Origin of the sequence: Streptomyces sp. NRRL WC-3618, from assembly GCF_001280005.1 — a bacterium.
In the GTDB taxonomy this organism is placed as follows: Bacteria; Actinomycetota; Actinomycetes; order Streptomycetales; family Streptomycetaceae; genus Streptomyces.
Window position 1 is genome coordinate 1 of the sequence record NZ_LGDW01000484.1, and the last position, 18,370, is coordinate 18,370.

Sequence of the window (18,370 nt, forward strand, 5' to 3'; positions counted from 1 at the left end):
GTGTTGTTGTTGCGGGTGGTGGGGTAGGCGGCACCGTGCGCAGCGGCCAGAATTTACAGGCGGCTGCGGCACCTCGGCGGACGGAAACTGCGGTGCAGCTTGTTCTTCAAGGTCAACGGTGAGGAGTGGACCAGGCGCGGGACGACCTTGGCGCTACCAGCAGGAGGATGACAGTCACTCCGTAGATGATCAGCGCCCCGCTGTACACGCCAGGGGTGCTGCTGCCAGAAAAGGCCCCCACACCGATCACGATCGCGACGACCCGGGCGCCGCGGTTGCCCTGCCACAGTCCGAGGGCCACCGCGCCGAACAGGAGCGCGGGAAGGACGACCAGCAGACCAACGGGATCGGCTTTTGCAAAGGAGACCAGGATCGCGGTCACGAGAGGAGTGACGGCAGGCAGCGCGGTGAGGGCAATGACTGCCAGGACTGGCGCCGGTGGTCTGCGCAGCTCATCTGAAGACACCTCCCGAGGGTATTGACGCTGAGCTGGAAGGGGTACCGAGTCATGCCAGCCATCACATCACCGCACAGGAGGCTTGGTCGTCAAACCTTCCCCGCCATCCGGCCCGCACGCCCAGGGCCAACGGCACCCGGACCGCCGTCGTCCTGGTTTCCCTCAGAACGACCCTGGTGCCAGGTCGCGCTCGTACCAGGTGCCCCGCTTGCCGCCGAGGTCGGCCGGGGCCGCCGGGCCCACCGGGACGAACCCTGCGTTGGTCAGCACCCTCTGGGACGCGGCGTTCTCGTGGGCGGCGGCCGCCCGTAGAGTGCGTAGGGCGTGGCGTGATGCCGCCAGGCGGCACAGGTCCCTTACCGTCGCCGTCGCCACGCCCTGGCCGGCGACATGGCGCGCGACCCGGTAGCCGAGGTGGGCCGTGTGATCCTCGATGTCCATCAGGTTGAACCTGCCCAGTACCGAGCCGTCCTCGGCGACGAGTACGTGAAAGGCGCAGATGCCGGCCTCCTGCTCGGCCAGCAACGCGTCGAACCGGTCGGTGAACCGGTCGAAGAAGTCGTCGCCCCGGTCGGGGACCGAGGCGGCGAAGTAGGTGCGGTTGGCCAGTTCGAAAGCCAGCACCGCCGGCGCGTGACCAGCGTCGAGACGCATCAGTTCGGGCATCGCGGGACCCGTGAACTCGGGCCGCCGTGCTCGCGGGCGCGTGCGAGGCGTTCCTCGAGGGCCGCCCGGCGGGCCGGCCACTCCTCCCTGGCGATCGAGAAGATCGCGGTGTCGCGGAGGCGGCCTTCCTCGCCCGGGACCCAGGAGCGGGACCAGTTGCGCAGGACGCCCTCGAAGTGGGCGCCCGCCTTTTCGATCGCCGCCCGGGAACGGGCGTTGCGGGCGTCCGTCTTCAGATCGACGCGTGCCACGCCCCAGCTCTCGAACGCGTGCCGGAACAGCAGGTACTTGGCCTCGGTGTTCAGCCCGGTGCCCTGGGCGGAGGCCGCGAGCCAGGTGAAGCCGACCTCGATCGCGCAGAGGCTGTCGTCCTCCAGCCACCGTCGCGGTTCCCAGTAGGCCGTGGTCCCGACCGCGCGCCCCGACGCCCGGTCCACCTGTGCGTACGGAGCCAGTTGCCCCGTGGCGGCGCGGGCGAGTTGGGCGTCGATGTAGCCGTCGACCTCCGCCGCCCTCGGCACCCAGGTGAACCGGTACGCGCCGCGGTCCTCCTCCGTCGCGGCGGCCAGATCCGGCGCGTGCCGGTGGTCCAGCGGCTCCAGGCGCACGAGCGAGCCCTCAAGGACCGGTGGTCCGTCCAGCGGGGGGCTCATCGCGCTGTGCCGGGCTCGTCGAGGAAGCGGAGCAGTACGTCGGCCTCCGCACGGAGCCGGGCCGCCCGGTCGGCGTGCGCGGGCGCGGTCAACTGCGCCGCCGCGTCCAGTCGTTCGGCGGCCTCGGCGCGTACGACGTCCACCACGGCGCCCTCGCTCAGCTCGCGCCGCGCCGCTTCGGTGGCGCCGACCCCCACCGGCGACAGCTCGATGGCCACGCCGCGCAGATCGGCTTCGTCGACGGGCGCCGCCTCGGCGTTGTCCAGCGCGCCGAGGGTCGCGCGCAGGGCGCTCACCGCGACCTTGTCACGGGCGCGCATCGCTTCCGGCAGTGCTTGGCGCATACGTAGACGCAGGGGCATGTCCATGCCCGCGACCTTATGGCGGCGCCCCCAGGACCTCAACGTGATTAGGGCACGTACGCCGGATCAGCTCAGCTCAGCTCAGGATGCCCCGCTGGTACGCCGTCGCCACCGCCGCCGCCCGGTCCTTCACGCCCAACTTGCCGTACAGGTGGGTCAGATGGGTCTTCACCGTGGCCTCGCTGATGAACAGGACCCGGGCGATCTCCCGGTTCGACGTGCCCTTGGCGACCAGGGCCAGGACCTCGCGTTCGCGGGCCGACAGCGGCTCGTTGCCCGGCGTGCGGACCGCCGAGACCAAGCGGGAGGCGACCGTCGGGGAGAGGACCGTGCGGCCCTGGGCCGCCGCCCGTACCGCCGTGAAGAGTTCGTCCCTCGGGGCGTCCTTGAGGAGGTAGCCCGTGGCGCCCGCCTCGATCGCGGGGAGGGTGTCGGAGTCCGTGTCGTACGTCGTCAGGACGAGGATCTTCGCCCGGGACCGGCGGCGGGCCAGTTCGGCGATCGCGTCGACTCCGCCGCCGCCCGGCATCCGCAGGTCCATCAGGACGACGTCCGGGTCGAGGGTGGTGGCCAGTCCCACCGCCTCCACGCCGTTCGACGCCTCGCCCAGGACCGTGAAGTCCGGCGCCGACTCGAACATGCCGCGCAGGCCGTTGCGTACGACGGGGTGGTCGTCGACGATCAGCAGGGTGATGGGTGCGTCAGTGGTCATGGGGGTGAAAGCTGCTACAGATTTTCTAGTCATTCATAGTCATCCCTTGTCGCGTGTCTCACGTACTTTGGTCTCGTGAAGCTTTCGGAGTGGGCGCGTCAGCAGGGCGTGAGCTACCAGACCGCCTGGCGGTGGGTGAAGGACGGGAAGATGCCCGTCCCCGTTCGCCAGGCACCGTCCGGGACGTGGTTGGTCGACGAGGTCACCGTCCAGCTGTCCGAGCGTGTGGTGGCGTACTGCCGCGTGTCGTCCGTTGACCAGAAAGCCGATCTTGAACGGCAGGCCGCCCGGGTCGTGTCCGGCGCGAACGGGCTGGGCCTGGCCGTCGCTGAGGTCGTCACCGAGGTGGGATCCGGGTTGAACGGGCGGCGCCGCAAGCTACACCGGCTGCTGTCCGACCCGCAGACGGCGGTGATCGTGGTCGAGCACCGCGACCGGCTGGCCCGGTTCGGCGTCGAGCACCTGGAGGCCGCGCTGTCGGCGTCCGGGCGGCGCCTGGTCGTCCTCGACCCCACCGAGACCGCCGATGACCTGGTACGCGACATCACCGAGGCGCTCACCTCCCTGAGCGCCCGCCTGTACGGGCGGCGGGCAGCGAAGAACCGGGCCGCCCGCGCGGTGGCCGTAGCGACCGGCGAGGCCGCCGAGTGAAGAGGTTCCAGCCGCAGCCCGGTTTCCTGGTCCAGGCGTACCGCTTCGCACTGGACCCCAACGCCACCCAGGAGCACGCTCTGCGCTCGCACTGCGGCGCGGCGCGTGCCGCCTACAACTGGGCCGTCGGCTGGGTGACCGCCTCTTGGTGGCAGCGCCGCGCGGAGGAGTCCTACGGCATCGGCGAGGCCGGGCTGACCAAGTGGCGGCCGTGGTCGCTGCCCGCGCTGCGGAAGGCGTTCAACGAGGCCAAGCACACCGATTGGAGGTTCGCCGCCTGGTGGGAGGAGAACTCCAAGGAGGCGTACTCCACCGGCCTGGCGAACGCATCGGCCGCGTTCGACAACTACGCGAAGTCCAAGAACGGCAAGCGGCGCGGCAAGCGGATGGGTGCGCCGCGGTTCAAGTCGAAGCGCAAGGCGCGCCTTGCCTGCCGGTTCACCACCGGCGTGATCCGCGTGGACGCCGGCGGCCGTCACGTCACCCTGCCCCGGCTGGGCACGATCCGCACCCACGAGCCCACGGTGAAGCTCCTCGCCCGCGTCCAGGCCGGGACGGCCCGGATCCTGTCCGCGACCGTGCGGCACGAGCGCGGACGCTGGTTCGTCTCGTTCCAGGCCGAGGTCAAGCGGGGCCTCGAACGCGTGGCGCGGCCGGACGTGGCGGTCGGCATCGACCTCGGGGTGAAGACCCTCGCGGTCCTGGCCGACAGCACCGGCGAGATCCGCACCATCGCCAATCCCGGGCACTACGACCGGGCACGCAAACAGCTGCGCCGCGCCTCCCGCGTCGTCTCCCGACGACGCGGCCCCGACCGGCGGACCGGGCAGAAGCCGTCGAAGCGGTGGGAGAAGGCCAACGCCGCCCGCAACAAGGTGCATCACCGGGTGGCCAACCTCCGCGCGGACGCCCTGCACAAGCTCACCACCGCCGTGGCGGCCGAGTACGGCACGGTCGTGGTCGAAGACCTCAACGTCGCCGGGATGCTCCGCAACCGGCGTCTCGCGCGAAGGATCGCCGACGCCGGGTTCGGGGAGATCCGCCGCCAGCTCACCTACAAGACCCGCCAGCACCACGCCACCCGCACCATCGCGGCGGACCGCTGGTACCCCTCCTCGAAGACCTGTTCCGGGTGCGGCGCGGTGAAAGCCAAACTGCCGCTGCACGTGAGGACCTACCAGTGCGACGCCTGCGGCCTGGCCATCGACCGGGACGACAACGCCGCACTCAACCTCGCCGCGCTCGCGGCAGCCGCAACAACTGGTACCGGAGTGGCCGCAGACCAGGACACCCAATCGGTGTCGAAGCCTCGTGGAGCCGACCAGAAGACCCGCGCCACCCACCCCCGCCGCAAGGCGGAGGCGGGGCGGGCAGGTGGCGCAACCCTGCCGCACCAGCGGCAGACGGAAACGAGAGACCGTACTCAAGCCGAAGCCCTCACGCTCTGGTGACGAGACGGACCTTCCGCGCGGAAACGCCCGGAATGCTGAGACCTGACTACGGTCTCGGCAACGGGACCAACGGTACGCGGGCCGAGACCGCCGTGCCGTGGCCGGGCTCGGACTCCACGGTGAGCGTGCCCGCGACGCGTTCGGCGCGGGCGCGCATACCGTCGAGGCCGAAGCCGCCGGTGCCGGTGCGTTCGCGTACGGCGAGCGGGTCGAAGCCCTTGCCGTCGTCGCGGATGTCGAGGATCACCTCGTCGCCGAGGAAGGTCAGGGTGACGCCCGCCCTTGACGCGTGGGCGTGCCGGGAGGTGTTCGACAGGGCTTCCTGGGCGATGCGCAGGAGGGTCGCCGAGAGTTCGGCGTGGAGTTGCTCCGCCGGGCCGGTGACCGTGAACTCGGCGCGGGCGCCCGTCCGTTCGGCCCAGTCGGCGACCGTCTTCGTCAGGGCTTCGGGCAGGCCGTCGTTCTCCAGGGCCACGGGCGCCAGGTTCTGTACGGAGCGGCGGGCTTCGCCGAGACTGTGGCGGGCCAGTTTCATGGCGCGGTCGATGTACTCGCCCGCCTGGGTACGGTCGGGAGTGTTCGTCACCACCTGGAGCTGGGCGATGATCCCGGTCAGGCCCTGGGCGATGGTGTCGTGGATCTCGGCGGCCAGCCGGCGGCGTTCGTCCGCGACGCCCGCTTCCCTTGCCTGGTGGACGAGTTGGGCGTGCAGGGCGGCGTTCTCGTCGAGGGCCTGCTGCAACGCCGTGTTGGTGCGTTCGAGTTCGGTGATGGTGACGGCCCGGTCGCGGGAGCGCTGCTCCGTCTGCTCGGTGATGTGGGCGACGAGCACCTGTAGACCGAAGTTGACGAACAGCAGCCCGCCGAACGCGGCCCACTGGACCCCGCTGTCGAACAACAGCCCGCCTGCCTGCGCGGCGGCCACGGTGACCGCGCTGGCGAACAGCCCGAGCCGCCGCCACATGCCCGGGATCAGCTCGTCGGCGTCCATGAAGCCGGTGGCGGCGTAGAACGCGAAGAACGGGTTGATCCAGGTGAGCAGGAAGGCGATCACCCAGCGGACGACGTAGTACGCCGTCCCCGCTCCGGACGGGGTCCGGCCGCGGTTCTCCCGGCGGGAGCGGGTACCGTGCCACCAGAGCTGGAGCGCGAGCGCGGCGGCGACCAGGGCCCCGGCGGCCCGCCACTCGACGGGGCCGTCGATCAGTTCGGCGGAGACGGCCGCGAGGACCGCGCTGACACCGAGCAGCCCGTACGGCCCCCAGACGTGCAGTTGCTCCATGCGCCGGTCGAGCCGGGTGTCCGCGGCGGTCATGTCCCCAGTCTGCACAGGTCGTCGACCGTCCCCTACTCCCACCGGAACCAGCGCGCGGCACCCGCCGTCAGCAGTACCGTCCAGGCCACCAGCACGCCCAGGTGGTCCCAGCCGGGCCAGTCCCCCGCCGCCGCCCGGTTCAGTGCCTCGGCCGCCGCGCCGAACGGGGTCCAGCCGACGATCCTGGCCAGCACGTCCGGCATGGTCTGCACCGGCGCCCACACGCCCGCGCAGAACATCGACGGGAAGAACACGGCCGACCCGATCGCGCCCGCGACCTTCGTCGTCCGGGACAGCGCGGAGATCACGGCGCCGAGCGCGAGGGCGACCAGCACGGTCAGGACGAGGGCGAGGGCGTAGCCGAGGAGCTGCCCGGGCAGTCGTACGTCGAAGGCGAGGCGGCCGACCGCGAGGGCGAGCAGCGACGACGTCAGGGCCGCCCCGCCGTACACCAGCATCTGGGCGCGGAGGAGGGCTGCCGGGCGGACCGGGGTGGCGGACATCCGGCGCAGGATGCCGCGCTCGCGGTAGCCGGTGAGGGTCTGAGGCATGGACTGGAGGCCGCCGACGATCGGGCCGAGGAGTACGGCCACCGGTACGTACACGTCGATCGTCCGCAGGCCGCCCAGGTCGGGCTTGGGGTCGCCGAAGGAGGGGATGGAGCCGAGGATCACCAGGAGGAGGGCCGGGAACAGCAGGATCCAGAAGAGGGCGCCGGGTTCGCGGCTCAGCAGCCGGACCTCGGTTTTCAGTACGGCGGTGCCGGCGGCGGACGGGTGCGTGGCGCTCATATCGTCTCCTCCTTCGTGAGGTCGAGGAACGCGTCGTCCAACGTGGCGTCGGTGACGCGGAGTTGGTGCGCGGTGACATGGCTTCGGGCGAGGAGGGTGAGGACGGCGTTGACGGTCTCGTCCGTGCCGGAGAGGGTGACGCGGCCGTCCCGGTAGTCGACCGACGCGAGCGCCGGAAGCGCGTTCAGGGCGTCCTCGGCCAGGGGCGCGGACGGTGTGAAGCTGATCATCGTGGCGCCCGTCGAGCGGCGGATCAGACCGGCCGGGGTGTCCAGGGCGGCGACCCGTCCCCGGTCGATCACCGCGATCCGGTCGCACAGCCGCTGGGCCTCCTCCATGAAGTGGGTGACGAGCAGGACGGTCACCCCGCTCGCCCGTACGTCCTCGATGAGCTCCCAGGTGTCCCGGCGGGCGCGGGGGTCGAGGCCCGTGGTCAGTTCGTCGAGGACGACGACCCGGGGGTTGCCGATGAGCGCGAGCGCGATGAACAGGCGCTGTTTCTGGCCACCGGAGAGCTTGCCGAACCTGGTGTCGAGACGGTCGGTGAGGCCCAGGCGTTCGGCCAGCGGGCGCCAGTCGGCCGGGCGGGGGTAGAAGGCGGCGTACAGCTTCAGGGCCTCGCGGACGGTCAGCTTGGCCTGCAGCTCGCTCTGCTGGAGCTGGGCGCCCAGGGCCCGGCTGGTGGCCTCGTGGTCGGTGACCGGGTCGAGGCCGGTGACCCGGACCCGGCCGGCGTCGGGCACGCGCAGACCCTCCACGCATTCGACGGTGGTCGTCTTGCCGGCGCCGTTGGGGCCGAGGATGCCGAAGATCTCGCCCTCTTCGACGGCGAAGGAGACGCCGTCCACGACGGGACGGCCGCCGTAGGACTTGCGCAGGTCGTGTACTTCGATGACGGACATGCGATCAGCGTCGCGCCACGGGACGCGTCGGCGCATCGCCCGACCCGCTCCGAACGGCATCAGCCGATCGGTTGATGCCGACGTACGACTCGCCTAACGCGCAGGTCGTAGGACCTTCGTCCGACCCGGTTCGGACGAAAACCCGGTAGGCACTGTCAGTGGTGGTCCGTAGGCTCGTCTCGATGTCCACTACACGTGCAACCGCCGAAGAACCAGAGGCTCACGACGGCCGTTCCGCCGTACGCACGCTGCTGCGGCTGTGGCCGTATGTGCGTCCGGTGCGCGCACGGCTGTTCATCGCGGCCGTGGTCGCCGTGTTCGCGTCCTGCATGGGGCTGGTGATCCCGCTCGTCCTGAAGTGGATGGTGGACGGGCCGATCGCCGGCCACGACTCGCGCGGTGTGTGGCTCGGGGCGCTGTGGCTGCTGCTGCTCGGGCTCGGTGAGGCGCTGCTGTTCGGGCTGCGGCGGTGGCTGGTGGCCCGGCCGCTGGCCGGGGTCGAGGCGGCGATGCGGGCGGGTCTGTACCGGCGGCTCCAGCGGCTTCCGGTCGCCTTCCACGACCGGTGGGCGTCCGGCCAGCTGCTGTCCCGGGCGACGTCGGACCTGCAGCTGCTGCGGATGTTCCTCGCCTTCCCGCTGACGTTCCTCTTCGTCAACGCGGTGACGATCCTGGTCGGTGTGATCATCATGCTGGTCCAGGACTGGGCGCTCGGGCTGGTGATCCTGGGGCCCGCCCTTCCCGTCCTGGCCGTGTGCATCGTCTTCGAGCGGCGCTACCACCTGGTCGCGCGGCGCGCACAGGACCAGGTGGGCGACCTGACGACGGTCGTCGAGGAGAGCGTCCTCGGCATCCGCATCATCAAGGGGTTCGGCCGGCACCGCAGTCAGGCGCGGGCGTTCCGGGCGCTGGCGGGGACGCTGCGCGGGACCGAACTGCACAAGGCCCGGCTGCTGTCGGCGATCTGGGCGGTGATCGTCACCCTGCCGGAGCTGGCGATCGGGGCGGCGCTGGTGCTGGGGACGGTGCGGGTCGCCGACGGCGATCTGTCGGCCGGCACGCTGGTCGCCTTCCTGTCCACGGCCCTCGCCCTGCGCTGGCCCGTCGACTCCATCGGCTTCCTCCTCGCGATGAGCCAGGACGCGGCCACCGCCACGGAACGGTACTTCGAGGTGCTGGACGAGGAGCCCGAGGGCGCGGGCGAAGGCGAGGGCGCGGGCGCGGGGGACCTGCGCGCCGGTTCCGTTTCCCCGGGCGCCGACCGTGGGCTGCGCTTCCACGACGTCTCCTTCCGCTATCCCGACGCCCCCGCCGACTCCGCGCCCGTCCTCGACCGCGTCGACCTCCACATCCGCCCCGGCGAGTCCATGGCCCTCGTCGGCACGACCGGCAGCGGCAAGACCACCCTCACCGCGCTCGTCCCCCGGCTGCACGAGGTGACCTCGGGGCGCATCACCCTCGACGGGCACGACATCGCCGCCCTGCCCAGACAGGAGCTGCGCGCCCTGGTCGCCGTCGCCTTCGAGGAACCCACGCTCTTCTCGGCGAGCGTCGGCGACAACGTCCTGATGGGCGCCGGGGACGAGGCGGGCGAGGCCGAGCTGCGCCACGCGCTCTCCGTGGCGCAGGCTGATTTCGTCCACACGCTTCCGCAGGGCACGGACACCGAGGTCGGCGAGCAGGGCCTCAGCCTGTCCGGCGGCCAGCGGCAGCGGCTCGCGCTGGCCCGGGCGGTCGTGGGCAAGCCCCGGTTCCTCGTCCTCGACGACCCGCTGTCCGCGCTGGACGTGCACACGGAGGCCGCCGTCGAGGCCGCGCTGCGCCGCGTTCTCGCCGACACCACGGCCCTGATCGTGGCGCACCGCCCGTCCACGGTGCTGCTCGCCGACCGCGTCGCCCTCCTCTCCGGCGGCCGGATCACCGCCGTGGGCACCCATCACGAACTCCTGCGGACGAACGCCGAGTACGCGTGGCTGATGGCCGGCGCGGACGAGGAGACCGACCGCGACACCCCCCACGGCACCGACAGCCTCGAGGAGGCCGCCCGATGACGGCGCCCACCACCACGTCGACCTCCGACGACGACCGCCCCGCCGGGCCGGACACCGACCGGCACGCCGAGGCCGCCCTCGCCGAGCCCCGCTCCCCCGCCCCCGGTGACCCGTTCGACCAGGACGACCTGCCCACCCCCAAGGGCGCCACCGCCGGCCTGCTGCGCTCGCTCCTCGCCCCGATGAAGGGCCGGGTCGCCCTCACCGCCGTACTCCTGCTGCTCCAGCAGGCGGCCGTCCAGACGGGCCCGCTGCTCGTCGCGTACGCCATCGACCGGGCCGTACCGGCCTTCCGCGACCACGACAACGGGCCGCTCGTCGCGGTCGGGGTCGGCTATCTGCTCTGCGCGCTGGCCTCGGGCGGACTGCAGTACTGGTTCGTCTCCGCCGCCGCCCGGGTCAGCCAGGACGCGCTGCTCGATCTGCGCGGGCGTATCTTCCGGCACGCGCAGGCGCTCAGCCTCGACTTCCATGAGCGCTACACCTCGGGCCGGCTCATCTCCCGTTCCACGGCGGACGTCGAGTCACTGCGCGAACTGCTGAACGACGGGCTCCAGGAACTCGTCACCATAGCGCTGTCGTTCGCCTACATCTCGGCCGTCCTGCTCTGGCTGGATCTGAGCCTCGGCGCGCTCGCCATCGCGTCCTTCGTGCCGCTCTACCTCCTCGTCCGGCTCTACCAGCGCCGGGCGGGCCGGGTGTACGGGCTGCGGTCCACCGCGATCGCCGCCGTCATCGTCAAGTTCGTCGAGACGATGAACGGCATCCGACCAGTGCGCGCGTTCCGCCGCGAGGCCGTCAACGACGCCGAGTTCGAGGCCCTCAACCGGCACCACGAGCGGAAGAACGGCGACGCGATCCTGGAGATGGCCCGTTACGTCGTCGGCTCCCGGGTCGTCGCCAACACCGCTGTCGCGGCGATGGTGTTGTGGGGTGCGCACCGGGTCGCGGACGACTCGCTGGAACTGGGTGTGCTGGCCGCCGCCGTGCTGTACCTGCGCCGGCTGTACGACCCCATCGACCGGCTCGGTATGTTCCTCAACTCCTACCAGTCGGCGACCGCCTCCCTGGAGAAGATCTCCGGTCTCCTCGCCCAGACGCCCTCCGTCCCCGAGCCGGCCGCCCCGCGCGAGCTTGCGGTACGGGAGTCCGAGCACCCGGGGCGCGAGGTCGTCTTCGACGGGGTCCGTTTCGCCTACCGCACCGGCGGCGAGGTGCTGCCCCGCTTCGACCTCACCCTTCCGGCCGGGCAGACCGTCGCGGTCGTCGGCTCGACCGGCGCCGGCAAGTCCACCCTGGCCAAGCTGCTCGCCCGCTTCTACGACCCCACCGAGGGACACGTCCTGCTCGACGGCGTCGATCTGCGCGACCTGACGGCCACCGACCTGCGGCGCGGGGTGGTGATGGTGACGCAGGAGGCCTTCCTGTTCTCCGGCAGCGTCGCCGACAACATCGCCATCGGCCGCCCGGACGCCGAGCGCGAGGAGATCGAGCGCGCGGCGAAGGCGATCGGCGCCCACGACTTCATCACCGCCCTGCCCGACGGCTACGACACGGACGTACGCAAACGAGGTGGCCGTATCTCCGCCGGGCAGCGTCAACTGGTCGCGTTCGCGCGGGCGTTGCTCGCCGATCCGGCGGTGCTGATCCTCGACGAGGCGACCAGCTCGCTGGACATCCCAGGTGAACGGGCCGTGCAGCGGGCGATGTCGACGGTGCTGAAGGGGCGGACGGCCGTCGTGATCGCGCACCGGCTGTCGACCGTGGAGATCGCCGACCGGGTGCTGGTGATGGAGCACGGGCAGGTCGTCGAGGACGGCGCTCCGGCCGAACTCATCGCCGGCACGGGCCGGTTCGCGGATCTGCACCGGGCCTGGCGGGACAGTCTGGCGTGAGCGCGTGAGCAGGTGGAGAGCGGTCCGTGAGCCTGCTGGTGTAGAACGGAACGGAATGGTACGGAACGGGGACAAGAGCAAAATGATCGACGCGTACGAGGATCCCGGCACGCCGGACTCCCGTGGCGCCGCCCGCTATCTGCTGTGGCTGGTGCGGCAGCAGTGGCGGCGGTGTGCGGCCGGGGCCGTGCTGGCCAGCAGCTGGACGACACTGATGGCGCTGTCGCCGTATCTGCTGTCCCGGGCCGTCGACGACGGCCTCGAACCGGGTGACCAGGCCGTCCTGGCCGGCTGGGCCGGGGCGATCCTCGCCGTCGGGATCTTCAGCGCGTGGCTGGGCATCATGCGGCACCGCACGATGACGCGCGTCCGGATGGACGCCAACTTCCGTACGGTCAAGGTCGTGATCGGGCAGGCCGTGCGGCTGGGCGCGGCGCTGCCCCGGCAGGTCGGGGCCGGGGAGGTCGTCACGATCGGTGTCGGCGACGTGTCGACGATCGCCCAGTCGCTGACCGTCGTCGGGCCCGGTGTCGGCGCGATCGTCTCCTACACCGTCGTCGCCGGACTGCTGCTGTCGGTGTCGCCGACACTCGCCGCCGTGGTCCTGCTCGGGGTGCCCGTCGTCGCCGTACTCGTCGGACCGCTGCTCGGCAGGCTCCAGGGAGTGGAGGGGGCGTACCGGGAACGTCAGGGTGTCCTGACCGCCCGGATCGGGGACCTCTCGGGCGGCCTGCGCGTCCTCAACGGACTCGGCGGCAAAGGGCTGTTCGCCGACGCGTTCCGGCGTGACTCACGCCGCCTCCAGGAGCAGGGGTACCGGGTCGGGGCGGTGAGCAGCTGGATCCAGGCGCTCGGGGTCGGGCTGCCGACGCTGTTCCTGGCCCTGGTGACCTGGCTCGCGGCCCGGCTCGCCGCCCAAGGGGCCATCTCCATCGGCGAGTTGGTATCGGTGTACGGCTATGTCGCCGTCCTGATCATGCCGGTGTCGTTCTTCATCGAGTGCGGCTTCCAGATCAGCCGCGCCCTGGTGGCCGCCCGGCGGGTCGTACGGTTCCTGGCCCTCGATCCCGACGATGACAGCGACGGCCTGGGGCTGGACGCGCCCGGGTCCCCCGCCGCGCTGCACGACCCCGACTCCGGTGTGCGCGTGGTGCCGGGGCGGCTGACCGCGCTCGCCGGTGCCCGGCCCGCCGATGCCGCCGCCGTCGTCGACCGGCTCGGCCGGTTCGCGCCGTCGGCGGCGACCTGGGGCGGCGTACGGCTCGACGAGATCGCCCTCGCCCAGGTGCGCGCCCGCATCCTGGTCGCCGACAACGAGGCCGACCTGTTCGCCGGCACCCTGCGCGAACTGGTCTCCGGGCGCGGGGAGTACGGCGAGGAGGCCATCGCGCGGGCGGTGCGCGCCGCCGTCGCCGACGACGTCGTCCTCGGGCTGCCGGACGGGCTGGACTCGGCGATCGACGCGCAGGGCCGCAACCTCTCCGGCGGGCAGCGGCAGCGCGTACGGCTGGTGCGGGCGCTGCTCGCCGACCCCGAGGTGCTGCTCGCCGTCGAGCCGACGTCGGCGCTGGACGCGCACACCGAGGCCGCCGTCGCGGACCGGCTGCGCGCCGAGCGCACGGACCGTACGACGGTCGTGGCGTCCACCTCACCACTGCTGCTGGACCGGGCGGACACCGTGTACTACCTGGTCGACGGCAAGACGGCGGCCACCGGCAGCCACCAACGCCTGCTCACGGAGGAACCGGGATACCGCTCCCTGGTGGCCCGCGAAACGGACGAGCCCGCCGGAGCCTGAGAACGAGGCCCCTCCAGCCCAGGCCGTGTTTCCCACCCACCCGTGCACCGCATCCATCCAGCCCACGCCCAGGCCCCTCAACCCAACCGGCGTCCGACGACAAGGCTCCTCCGGCCCAGGTCGTGTTTCCCGCCCACCCATCCGTGCGCCGCATCCATCCAGCCCAGGCCCCAGCCATCTCAGCCCGTCCGGCGTTTGAGGACGAGGCCCTTCAGGGCCGAAAGGGGGGGTCTGGGGGCACCGCCCCCAGGGACGGGACGGGTAGGGGCGGCGGGGGCGAAACCAGGTCCGTGAGCCCCACCCCCACACACATCAAGGAGTTCACACGGTGAGCACCCAACTGCCCATCGCCACCGCCGTCGACGTCCGACGAGCCGCCGGCCGGCTGATCCGGGCCGACGCCCGGGCCTTCGTCGCGCTCCTGCTGCTGAACTCACTGGCCGCCGCCACCGGCCTCGTCTCACCGTGGCTGCTGGGCCGCATCATCGACGAGGTACGCGCGGGCGCCGGGGACGAGGCCGTGGACCGGCTCGGGCTGGTCATCGTGGCGTGCGCGGTGGCCCAGCTGCTGCTGGCCCGCTGGGCCCGGTACGTCGGGTACCGCTTCGGCGAGCGGACCCTCTCCCGGGTCCGGGAGGAGTTCGTCGACCGGGTGCTCGCGCTGCCCTCGTCGGTGGTGGAGCGGGCCGGCACCGGCGACCTGACGGCCCGGGGGACGGCCGACGTCAACACCGTCGGCACGACGTTGCGCGACGCCGGGCCGCAGCTGCTGATCGCCTCGGTGCAGTGCCTGTTCATCATCGGCGCCGTGTTCGCGCTGGACCCGCTGCTCGGCCTGTCGGCACTCCTCGCGCAGAGCGGCATCTGGTTCGCGCTGCGCTGGTATCTGCGCCGGGCGCGCACCGCGTACCTCGCCGAGGGTGCCGCCAACTCGGAGGTGGCCGAGGTGCTCGCGGCGACCGCCTCGGGCGCGCGCACGGTCGAGGCGTTCGGGCTGGCCCGGCGGCGGGTCGCGGTGAGCCGGGAGGCGCTGGGCCAGTCCCGGCTCAGGCGTCTGCACACGCTGTATCTGCGGACGGTGTTCTTTCCGCTGGTGGAGGTGTCGTACGCACTTCCCGTGGTCGTCGTGCTGGTGGTGGGCGGCGCGTTGCACGGGCGGGGGGTGATCAGTCTGGGCGCGGTCGTGGCGGCGGCCGTGTATCTGCGGCAGTTGGAGGCGCCGCTCGACGAGGTGCTGGTGTGGACGGAGCAACTGCAGTCCAGCAGCGCGTCGTTCGCGCGGGTGGAGGGGCTCGGGCGGGCGCCGAAGGGCGGGGCTCAGGCGTCACCGGTGCCGGTGGGCGACCGTATCGACGTGACGGGTGTGCGGTACGCGTACGACCGCGGCGGTGAGGTGCTGCGCGGGGTCGATCTGACGGTGCGGCCGGGTGAACGGCTCGCGGTGGTGGGGCCGTCGGGGGCGGGCAAGACGACGCTGTGCCGGCTGCTCGCGGGGATCGACGAGCCGCGTGAGGGCACGGTGACCGTGGGCGGCGTACCGATCGCCTCGCTCGGGCCCGAGGAGCTGCGCCGGCAGGTCGTGCTGGTCACGCAGGAGCACCACGTCTTCCTGGGTACGGTCCGGGACAATCTGCTGATCGCCGAACCGACCGCCACGGACGCCGAGTTGTGGGCGGCGCTGGCGGCCGTCGGCGCCGCCGGCTGGGTGCGGGAGCTGCCGGCCGGGCTGGACACCGAGCTCGGCCCCGACGGGGAGTCGACCGACGGTTCGGCCGCCCAGCAACTGGCCCTGGCCCGCGTCGTGCTGGCCGACCCGCACACGCTGATCCTGGACGAGGCGACGGCGTTGCTCGATCCGACGACCGCCCGTCATACGGAGCGCGCGTTGGCCGCCGTACTCGAGGGGCGGACGGTGATCGCGATCGCGCACCGGCTGCACACCGCGCACGACGCCGACCGGGTGGCCGTCATGGAGGACGGGCGGCTGACCGAACTCGGCACGCACGAGGGGCTGGTGGCGGCGGGCGGGGCGTACGCGGCGCTGTGGCGGTCGTGGCACGGGGACCAGCAGGTGACTTCTCAGCAGGTGACTTCTGCACAAAAGAATGAATAGCCCGTATAGCGAACATGACCCTCCGGTCAACGGACCATTTCCAGCCAACTTGTTGACGCGGTCCTGACAGCGCGCTGTCCCACCTGCCACTCTTCCCACGGCACCTTCACAGCAACTCCACAGTCGCAGTGCTGTGTTCATCGCCACGCATCCGCGCACACCTGTTCTGCCCCGGACGGACGACCACCGTTCGGTCCCCCCTGGCCGCCCGACCGGCGGTCAAGCAGAAGGAGTCAGTGTTGAGACGCCAGTCCCACAGACGCGCCCCCCACGCCACCCCCACCCAGCTCGACCGCACCACCGGCCGACGGGTCGCCACCGGCGCCCTCGTCGCCGTAACCGCCCTGCTGGCAGCGGCAGTTCAGTCCGGTGCCGCCACCGCGGCCCCGGAGAAGGCACCGCAGGCCGCGGGCAAGGTCATACCCGGCGCGGAGTCCATCAAGCTGTCCCCCGCCCAGCGCGCCGCGCTGCTGGCCGACGCCAACGCCACCAAGGCGCAGACGGCCGAGGACCTCGGTCTGGGCGCCAAGGAGCAGCTCGTCGTCCGTGACGTCCTCAAGGACGGCAACGGCACCGTGCACACGCGCTACGAGCGCACGTACGCCGGACTTCCCGTCCTCGGTGGCGACCTGGTGGTCGACACCGCCAAGTCGGGCGCCGTGCAAGGCGTCGTGAAGGCGACCCGCGCCACCATCAAGGTGGCGACGACGACGGCCTCGCTGCCCGTCGCGAAGGCGGAGCAGCAGGCGCTGACCGCCGGGAAGGCCAAGGCGAAGACCGCGAAGCTCGGCAAGGAGCCCAGGAAGGTCATCTGGGCCGCCTCGGGTACCCCGGTACTCGCGTACGAGACGGTCGTCGGCGGGCTCCAGGAGGACGGCACGCCGAACGAACTGCACGTCATCACCGACGCGGCCACCGGCGCGAAGCTCTTCGAGTACCAGGGCGTCGAGACCGGCATCGGCAACACGGTGTACAGCGGGAAGGTCGACCTCACCACCACGCAGTCGGGTTCGACGTACAACCTGACCGACGGCGCGCGCGGCGGTCACAAGACGTACAACCTGAACCGCGGCTCCTCCGGCACCGGCACCCTCTTCTCGGGCGCCGACGACGTCTGGGGCAACGGACTCGCGTCCGACCCGGAGTCGGCCGCCGCCGACGCCCACTACGGTGCGGCGCTGACCTGGGACTACTACAAGAACGTCCAGGGCCGCACCGGCATCAAGGGCAACGGCGTGGGCGCGTACTCGCGCGTCCACTACGGCAGCTCCTACATCAACGCCTTCTGGCAGGACGCCTGCTTCTGCATGACGTACGGCGACGGGTCGGGCAACGCCAACCCGCTGACGGCGATCGACGTGGCCGGCCACGAGATGACACACGGCGTCACCGCCAACACGGCGGGCCTGCTCTACAGCGGTGAGTCCGGCGGCCTCAACGAGGCCACCTCCGACATCTTCGGCACCGCGGTCGAGTTCTACGCGAACAACCCCTCCGACGTCGGTGACTACCTCATCGGCGAGGAGATCAACATCAACGGCGACGGCACGCCGCTGCGTTACATGGACAAGCCGAGCAAGGACGGCTCGTCCAAGGACAGTTGGTACTCGGGTGTCGGCGGGGTCGACGTCCACTACTCGTCCGGTCCGGCGAACCACTTCTTCTACCTGCTGAGCGAGGGCAGCGGCGCCAAGACCATCAACGGCGTCAACTACAACTCGCCCACCTCGGACGGGCTGCCGGTGACCGGCATCGGCCGGGACAAGGCGGAGAAGATCTGGTTCCGCGCGCTCACCACGAAGTTCACGACGATGACCAACTACAAGGGGGCCCGCACGGGCACCCTCGCGGCGGCCGGTGAGCTGTACGGCACGACGAGCCCCGAGTACACGGCCGTCGAGAACGCGTGGGCCGGTATCAACGTCGGTGCGCGTCCGGGCGGTGGCGGTGGCACCGGCACCTCCTTCGAGTCCTCGACCGTCGTATCGATTCCGGACAACGGTCCCGCGGTGACGTCGCCCCTCACGGTCACCGGCATCGCCGGCAACGCGCCGAGCAACCTGGTGGTCACGCCGGACATCTCACACACCTGGCGCGGCGACCTCGTCGTCGATCTGGTGGCGCCGGACGGCTCGGTCTACAACCTGAAGCCGTTCAGCTCCTCGGACTCCGAGGACGACGTGAACGAGCCGTACACGGTCAACGCCTCCTCCGAGGTCGCCAACGGGACCTGGCAGTTGAAGGTCCAGGACAAGGCGGCCCAGGACACCGGCAAGATCAACGGCTGGAAGATCACCTTCCCGTCGGCCTGAACACCCCGCGATTAAGGGCCCGTTCGAGCCCTGTTCAGGGCCCGTAAGCGACAGTGCGCCGCCCCGGTGGATCAACTCACCGGGGTGGCGCCGCCTTTGTGGGGCCCGTACCGCGCTTTTATTGCAGCCCTGCTCGGCCTTTGCCTTCACCTTGCCGAAGTCGAGCCGCGTTACATACACGAAATATTTACCCGGCAGTCGATTTTCAGCCAACATCACTTCGGGGTCCTGACATGTACGC

At 71.4% G+C, this 18,370-nt stretch carries 15 protein-coding genes; 7 read left to right on the forward strand and 8 right to left on the reverse strand.

The window, feature by feature from the left end; translation table 11 throughout:
* Positions 1-112 precede the first annotated feature (112 nt).
* The 5 genes from ADL01_RS38195 to ADL01_RS38215 form a co-directional block, all read right to left on the reverse strand.
* Positions 113-382, reverse strand: a complete 270-nt coding sequence (locus ADL01_RS38195) for a hypothetical protein (protein WP_159049745.1) — start codon at positions 380-382, stop codon at positions 113-115.
* A gap of 237 nt (positions 383-619) precedes the next feature.
* The gene (locus tag ADL01_RS38200) at positions 620-1,123 is read right to left on the reverse strand and encodes a GNAT family N-acetyltransferase (RefSeq protein WP_053746675.1); all 504 of its coding nucleotides are present in this window, start codon (positions 1,121-1,123) and stop codon (positions 620-622) included.
* The gene (locus tag ADL01_RS38205) at positions 1,111-1,776 is read right to left on the reverse strand and encodes a GNAT family N-acetyltransferase (protein ID WP_053746676.1); all 666 of its coding nucleotides are present in this window, start codon (positions 1,774-1,776) and stop codon (positions 1,111-1,113) included. Before ADL01_RS38205 ends, ADL01_RS38200 begins: the two co-directional genes overlap by 13 nt.
* Positions 1,773-2,096 (reverse strand): hypothetical protein, encoded by a 324-nt coding sequence (locus ADL01_RS38210; protein ID WP_053746677.1) that lies wholly within the window; start codon positions 2,094-2,096, stop codon positions 1,773-1,775. Before ADL01_RS38210 ends, ADL01_RS38205 begins: the two co-directional genes overlap by 4 nt.
* Positions 2,097-2,214: 118 nt before the next feature.
* Positions 2,215-2,850 (reverse strand): response regulator, encoded by a 636-nt coding sequence (locus tag ADL01_RS38215; protein ID WP_053746678.1) that lies wholly within the window; start codon positions 2,848-2,850, stop codon positions 2,215-2,217.
* 75 nt (positions 2,851-2,925) lie between these two features.
* Between ADL01_RS38215 and ADL01_RS38220 the strand changes: the two genes are divergently transcribed.
* Positions 2,926-3,501, forward strand: coding sequence for an IS607 family transposase (locus ADL01_RS38220; RefSeq protein ID WP_053746679.1), 576 nt, complete (start codon positions 2,926-2,928; stop codon positions 3,499-3,501).
* Positions 3,498-4,952 carry an IS607 family element RNA-guided endonuclease TnpB gene (tnpB, locus tag ADL01_RS38225; protein WP_053746680.1) on the forward strand — a complete coding sequence of 485 codons (1,455 nt, stop codon included), beginning with the start codon at positions 3,498-3,500 and terminating at the stop codon, positions 4,950-4,952. Before ADL01_RS38220 ends, tnpB begins: the two co-directional genes overlap by 4 nt.
* 46 nt (positions 4,953-4,998) lie before the next feature.
* On the opposite strand, the gene ADL01_RS38230 is transcribed toward tnpB, so the two are convergent.
* Genes ADL01_RS38230 through ADL01_RS38240 form a run of 3 tightly spaced genes read right to left on the reverse strand, consistent with a single transcriptional unit; the run spans position 4,999 to position 7,960 of the window.
* A complete protein-coding gene (locus ADL01_RS38230) occupies positions 4,999-6,267 on the reverse strand; it encodes a sensor histidine kinase (RefSeq protein ID WP_053746681.1) in 1,269 nt (422 codons plus the stop codon).
* Positions 6,268-6,299: 32 nt separating this feature from the next.
* Entirely contained in the window at positions 6,300-7,058 is a 759-nt protein-coding gene (locus tag ADL01_RS38235) for an ABC transporter permease (RefSeq protein WP_053746682.1), read from the reverse strand.
* Positions 7,055-7,960 (reverse strand): ABC transporter ATP-binding protein, encoded by a 906-nt coding sequence (locus ADL01_RS38240; protein ID WP_053746683.1) that lies wholly within the window; start codon positions 7,958-7,960, stop codon positions 7,055-7,057. The genes ADL01_RS38235 and ADL01_RS38240 overlap by 4 nt, the downstream gene beginning before the upstream one ends.
* Positions 7,961-8,142: 182 nt before the next feature.
* Here ADL01_RS38240 and ADL01_RS38245 point away from each other — a divergent pair, with 182 nt between their 5' ends.
* From ADL01_RS38245 to ADL01_RS38265, 5 genes are all read left to right on the forward strand, one after another.
* Positions 8,143-10,011 (forward strand): ABC transporter ATP-binding protein, encoded by a 1,869-nt coding sequence (locus ADL01_RS38245; protein ID WP_053746695.1) that lies wholly within the window; start codon positions 8,143-8,145, stop codon positions 10,009-10,011.
* On the forward strand, positions 10,008-11,906 hold the full coding sequence (locus ADL01_RS38250; protein WP_053746684.1) for an ABC transporter ATP-binding protein: 1,899 nt from the start codon (positions 10,008-10,010) through the stop codon (positions 11,904-11,906). Before ADL01_RS38245 ends, ADL01_RS38250 begins: the two co-directional genes overlap by 4 nt.
* Positions 11,907-11,988: 82 nt before the next feature.
* A complete protein-coding gene (locus ADL01_RS38255; RefSeq protein WP_053746696.1) occupies positions 11,989-13,704 on the forward strand; it encodes an ABC transporter transmembrane domain-containing protein in 1,716 nt (571 codons plus the stop codon).
* A gap of 328 nt (positions 13,705-14,032) precedes the next feature.
* The gene (locus ADL01_RS38260) at positions 14,033-15,817 is read left to right on the forward strand and encodes an ABC transporter ATP-binding protein (RefSeq protein ID WP_053746685.1); all 1,785 of its coding nucleotides are present in this window, start codon (positions 14,033-14,035) and stop codon (positions 15,815-15,817) included.
* Positions 15,818-16,053: 236 nt separating this feature from the next.
* Positions 16,054-18,129, forward strand: coding sequence for a M4 family metallopeptidase (locus ADL01_RS38265; protein ID WP_053746686.1), 2,076 nt, complete (start codon positions 16,054-16,056; stop codon positions 18,127-18,129).
* Positions 18,130-18,370: the final 241 nt, after the last annotated feature.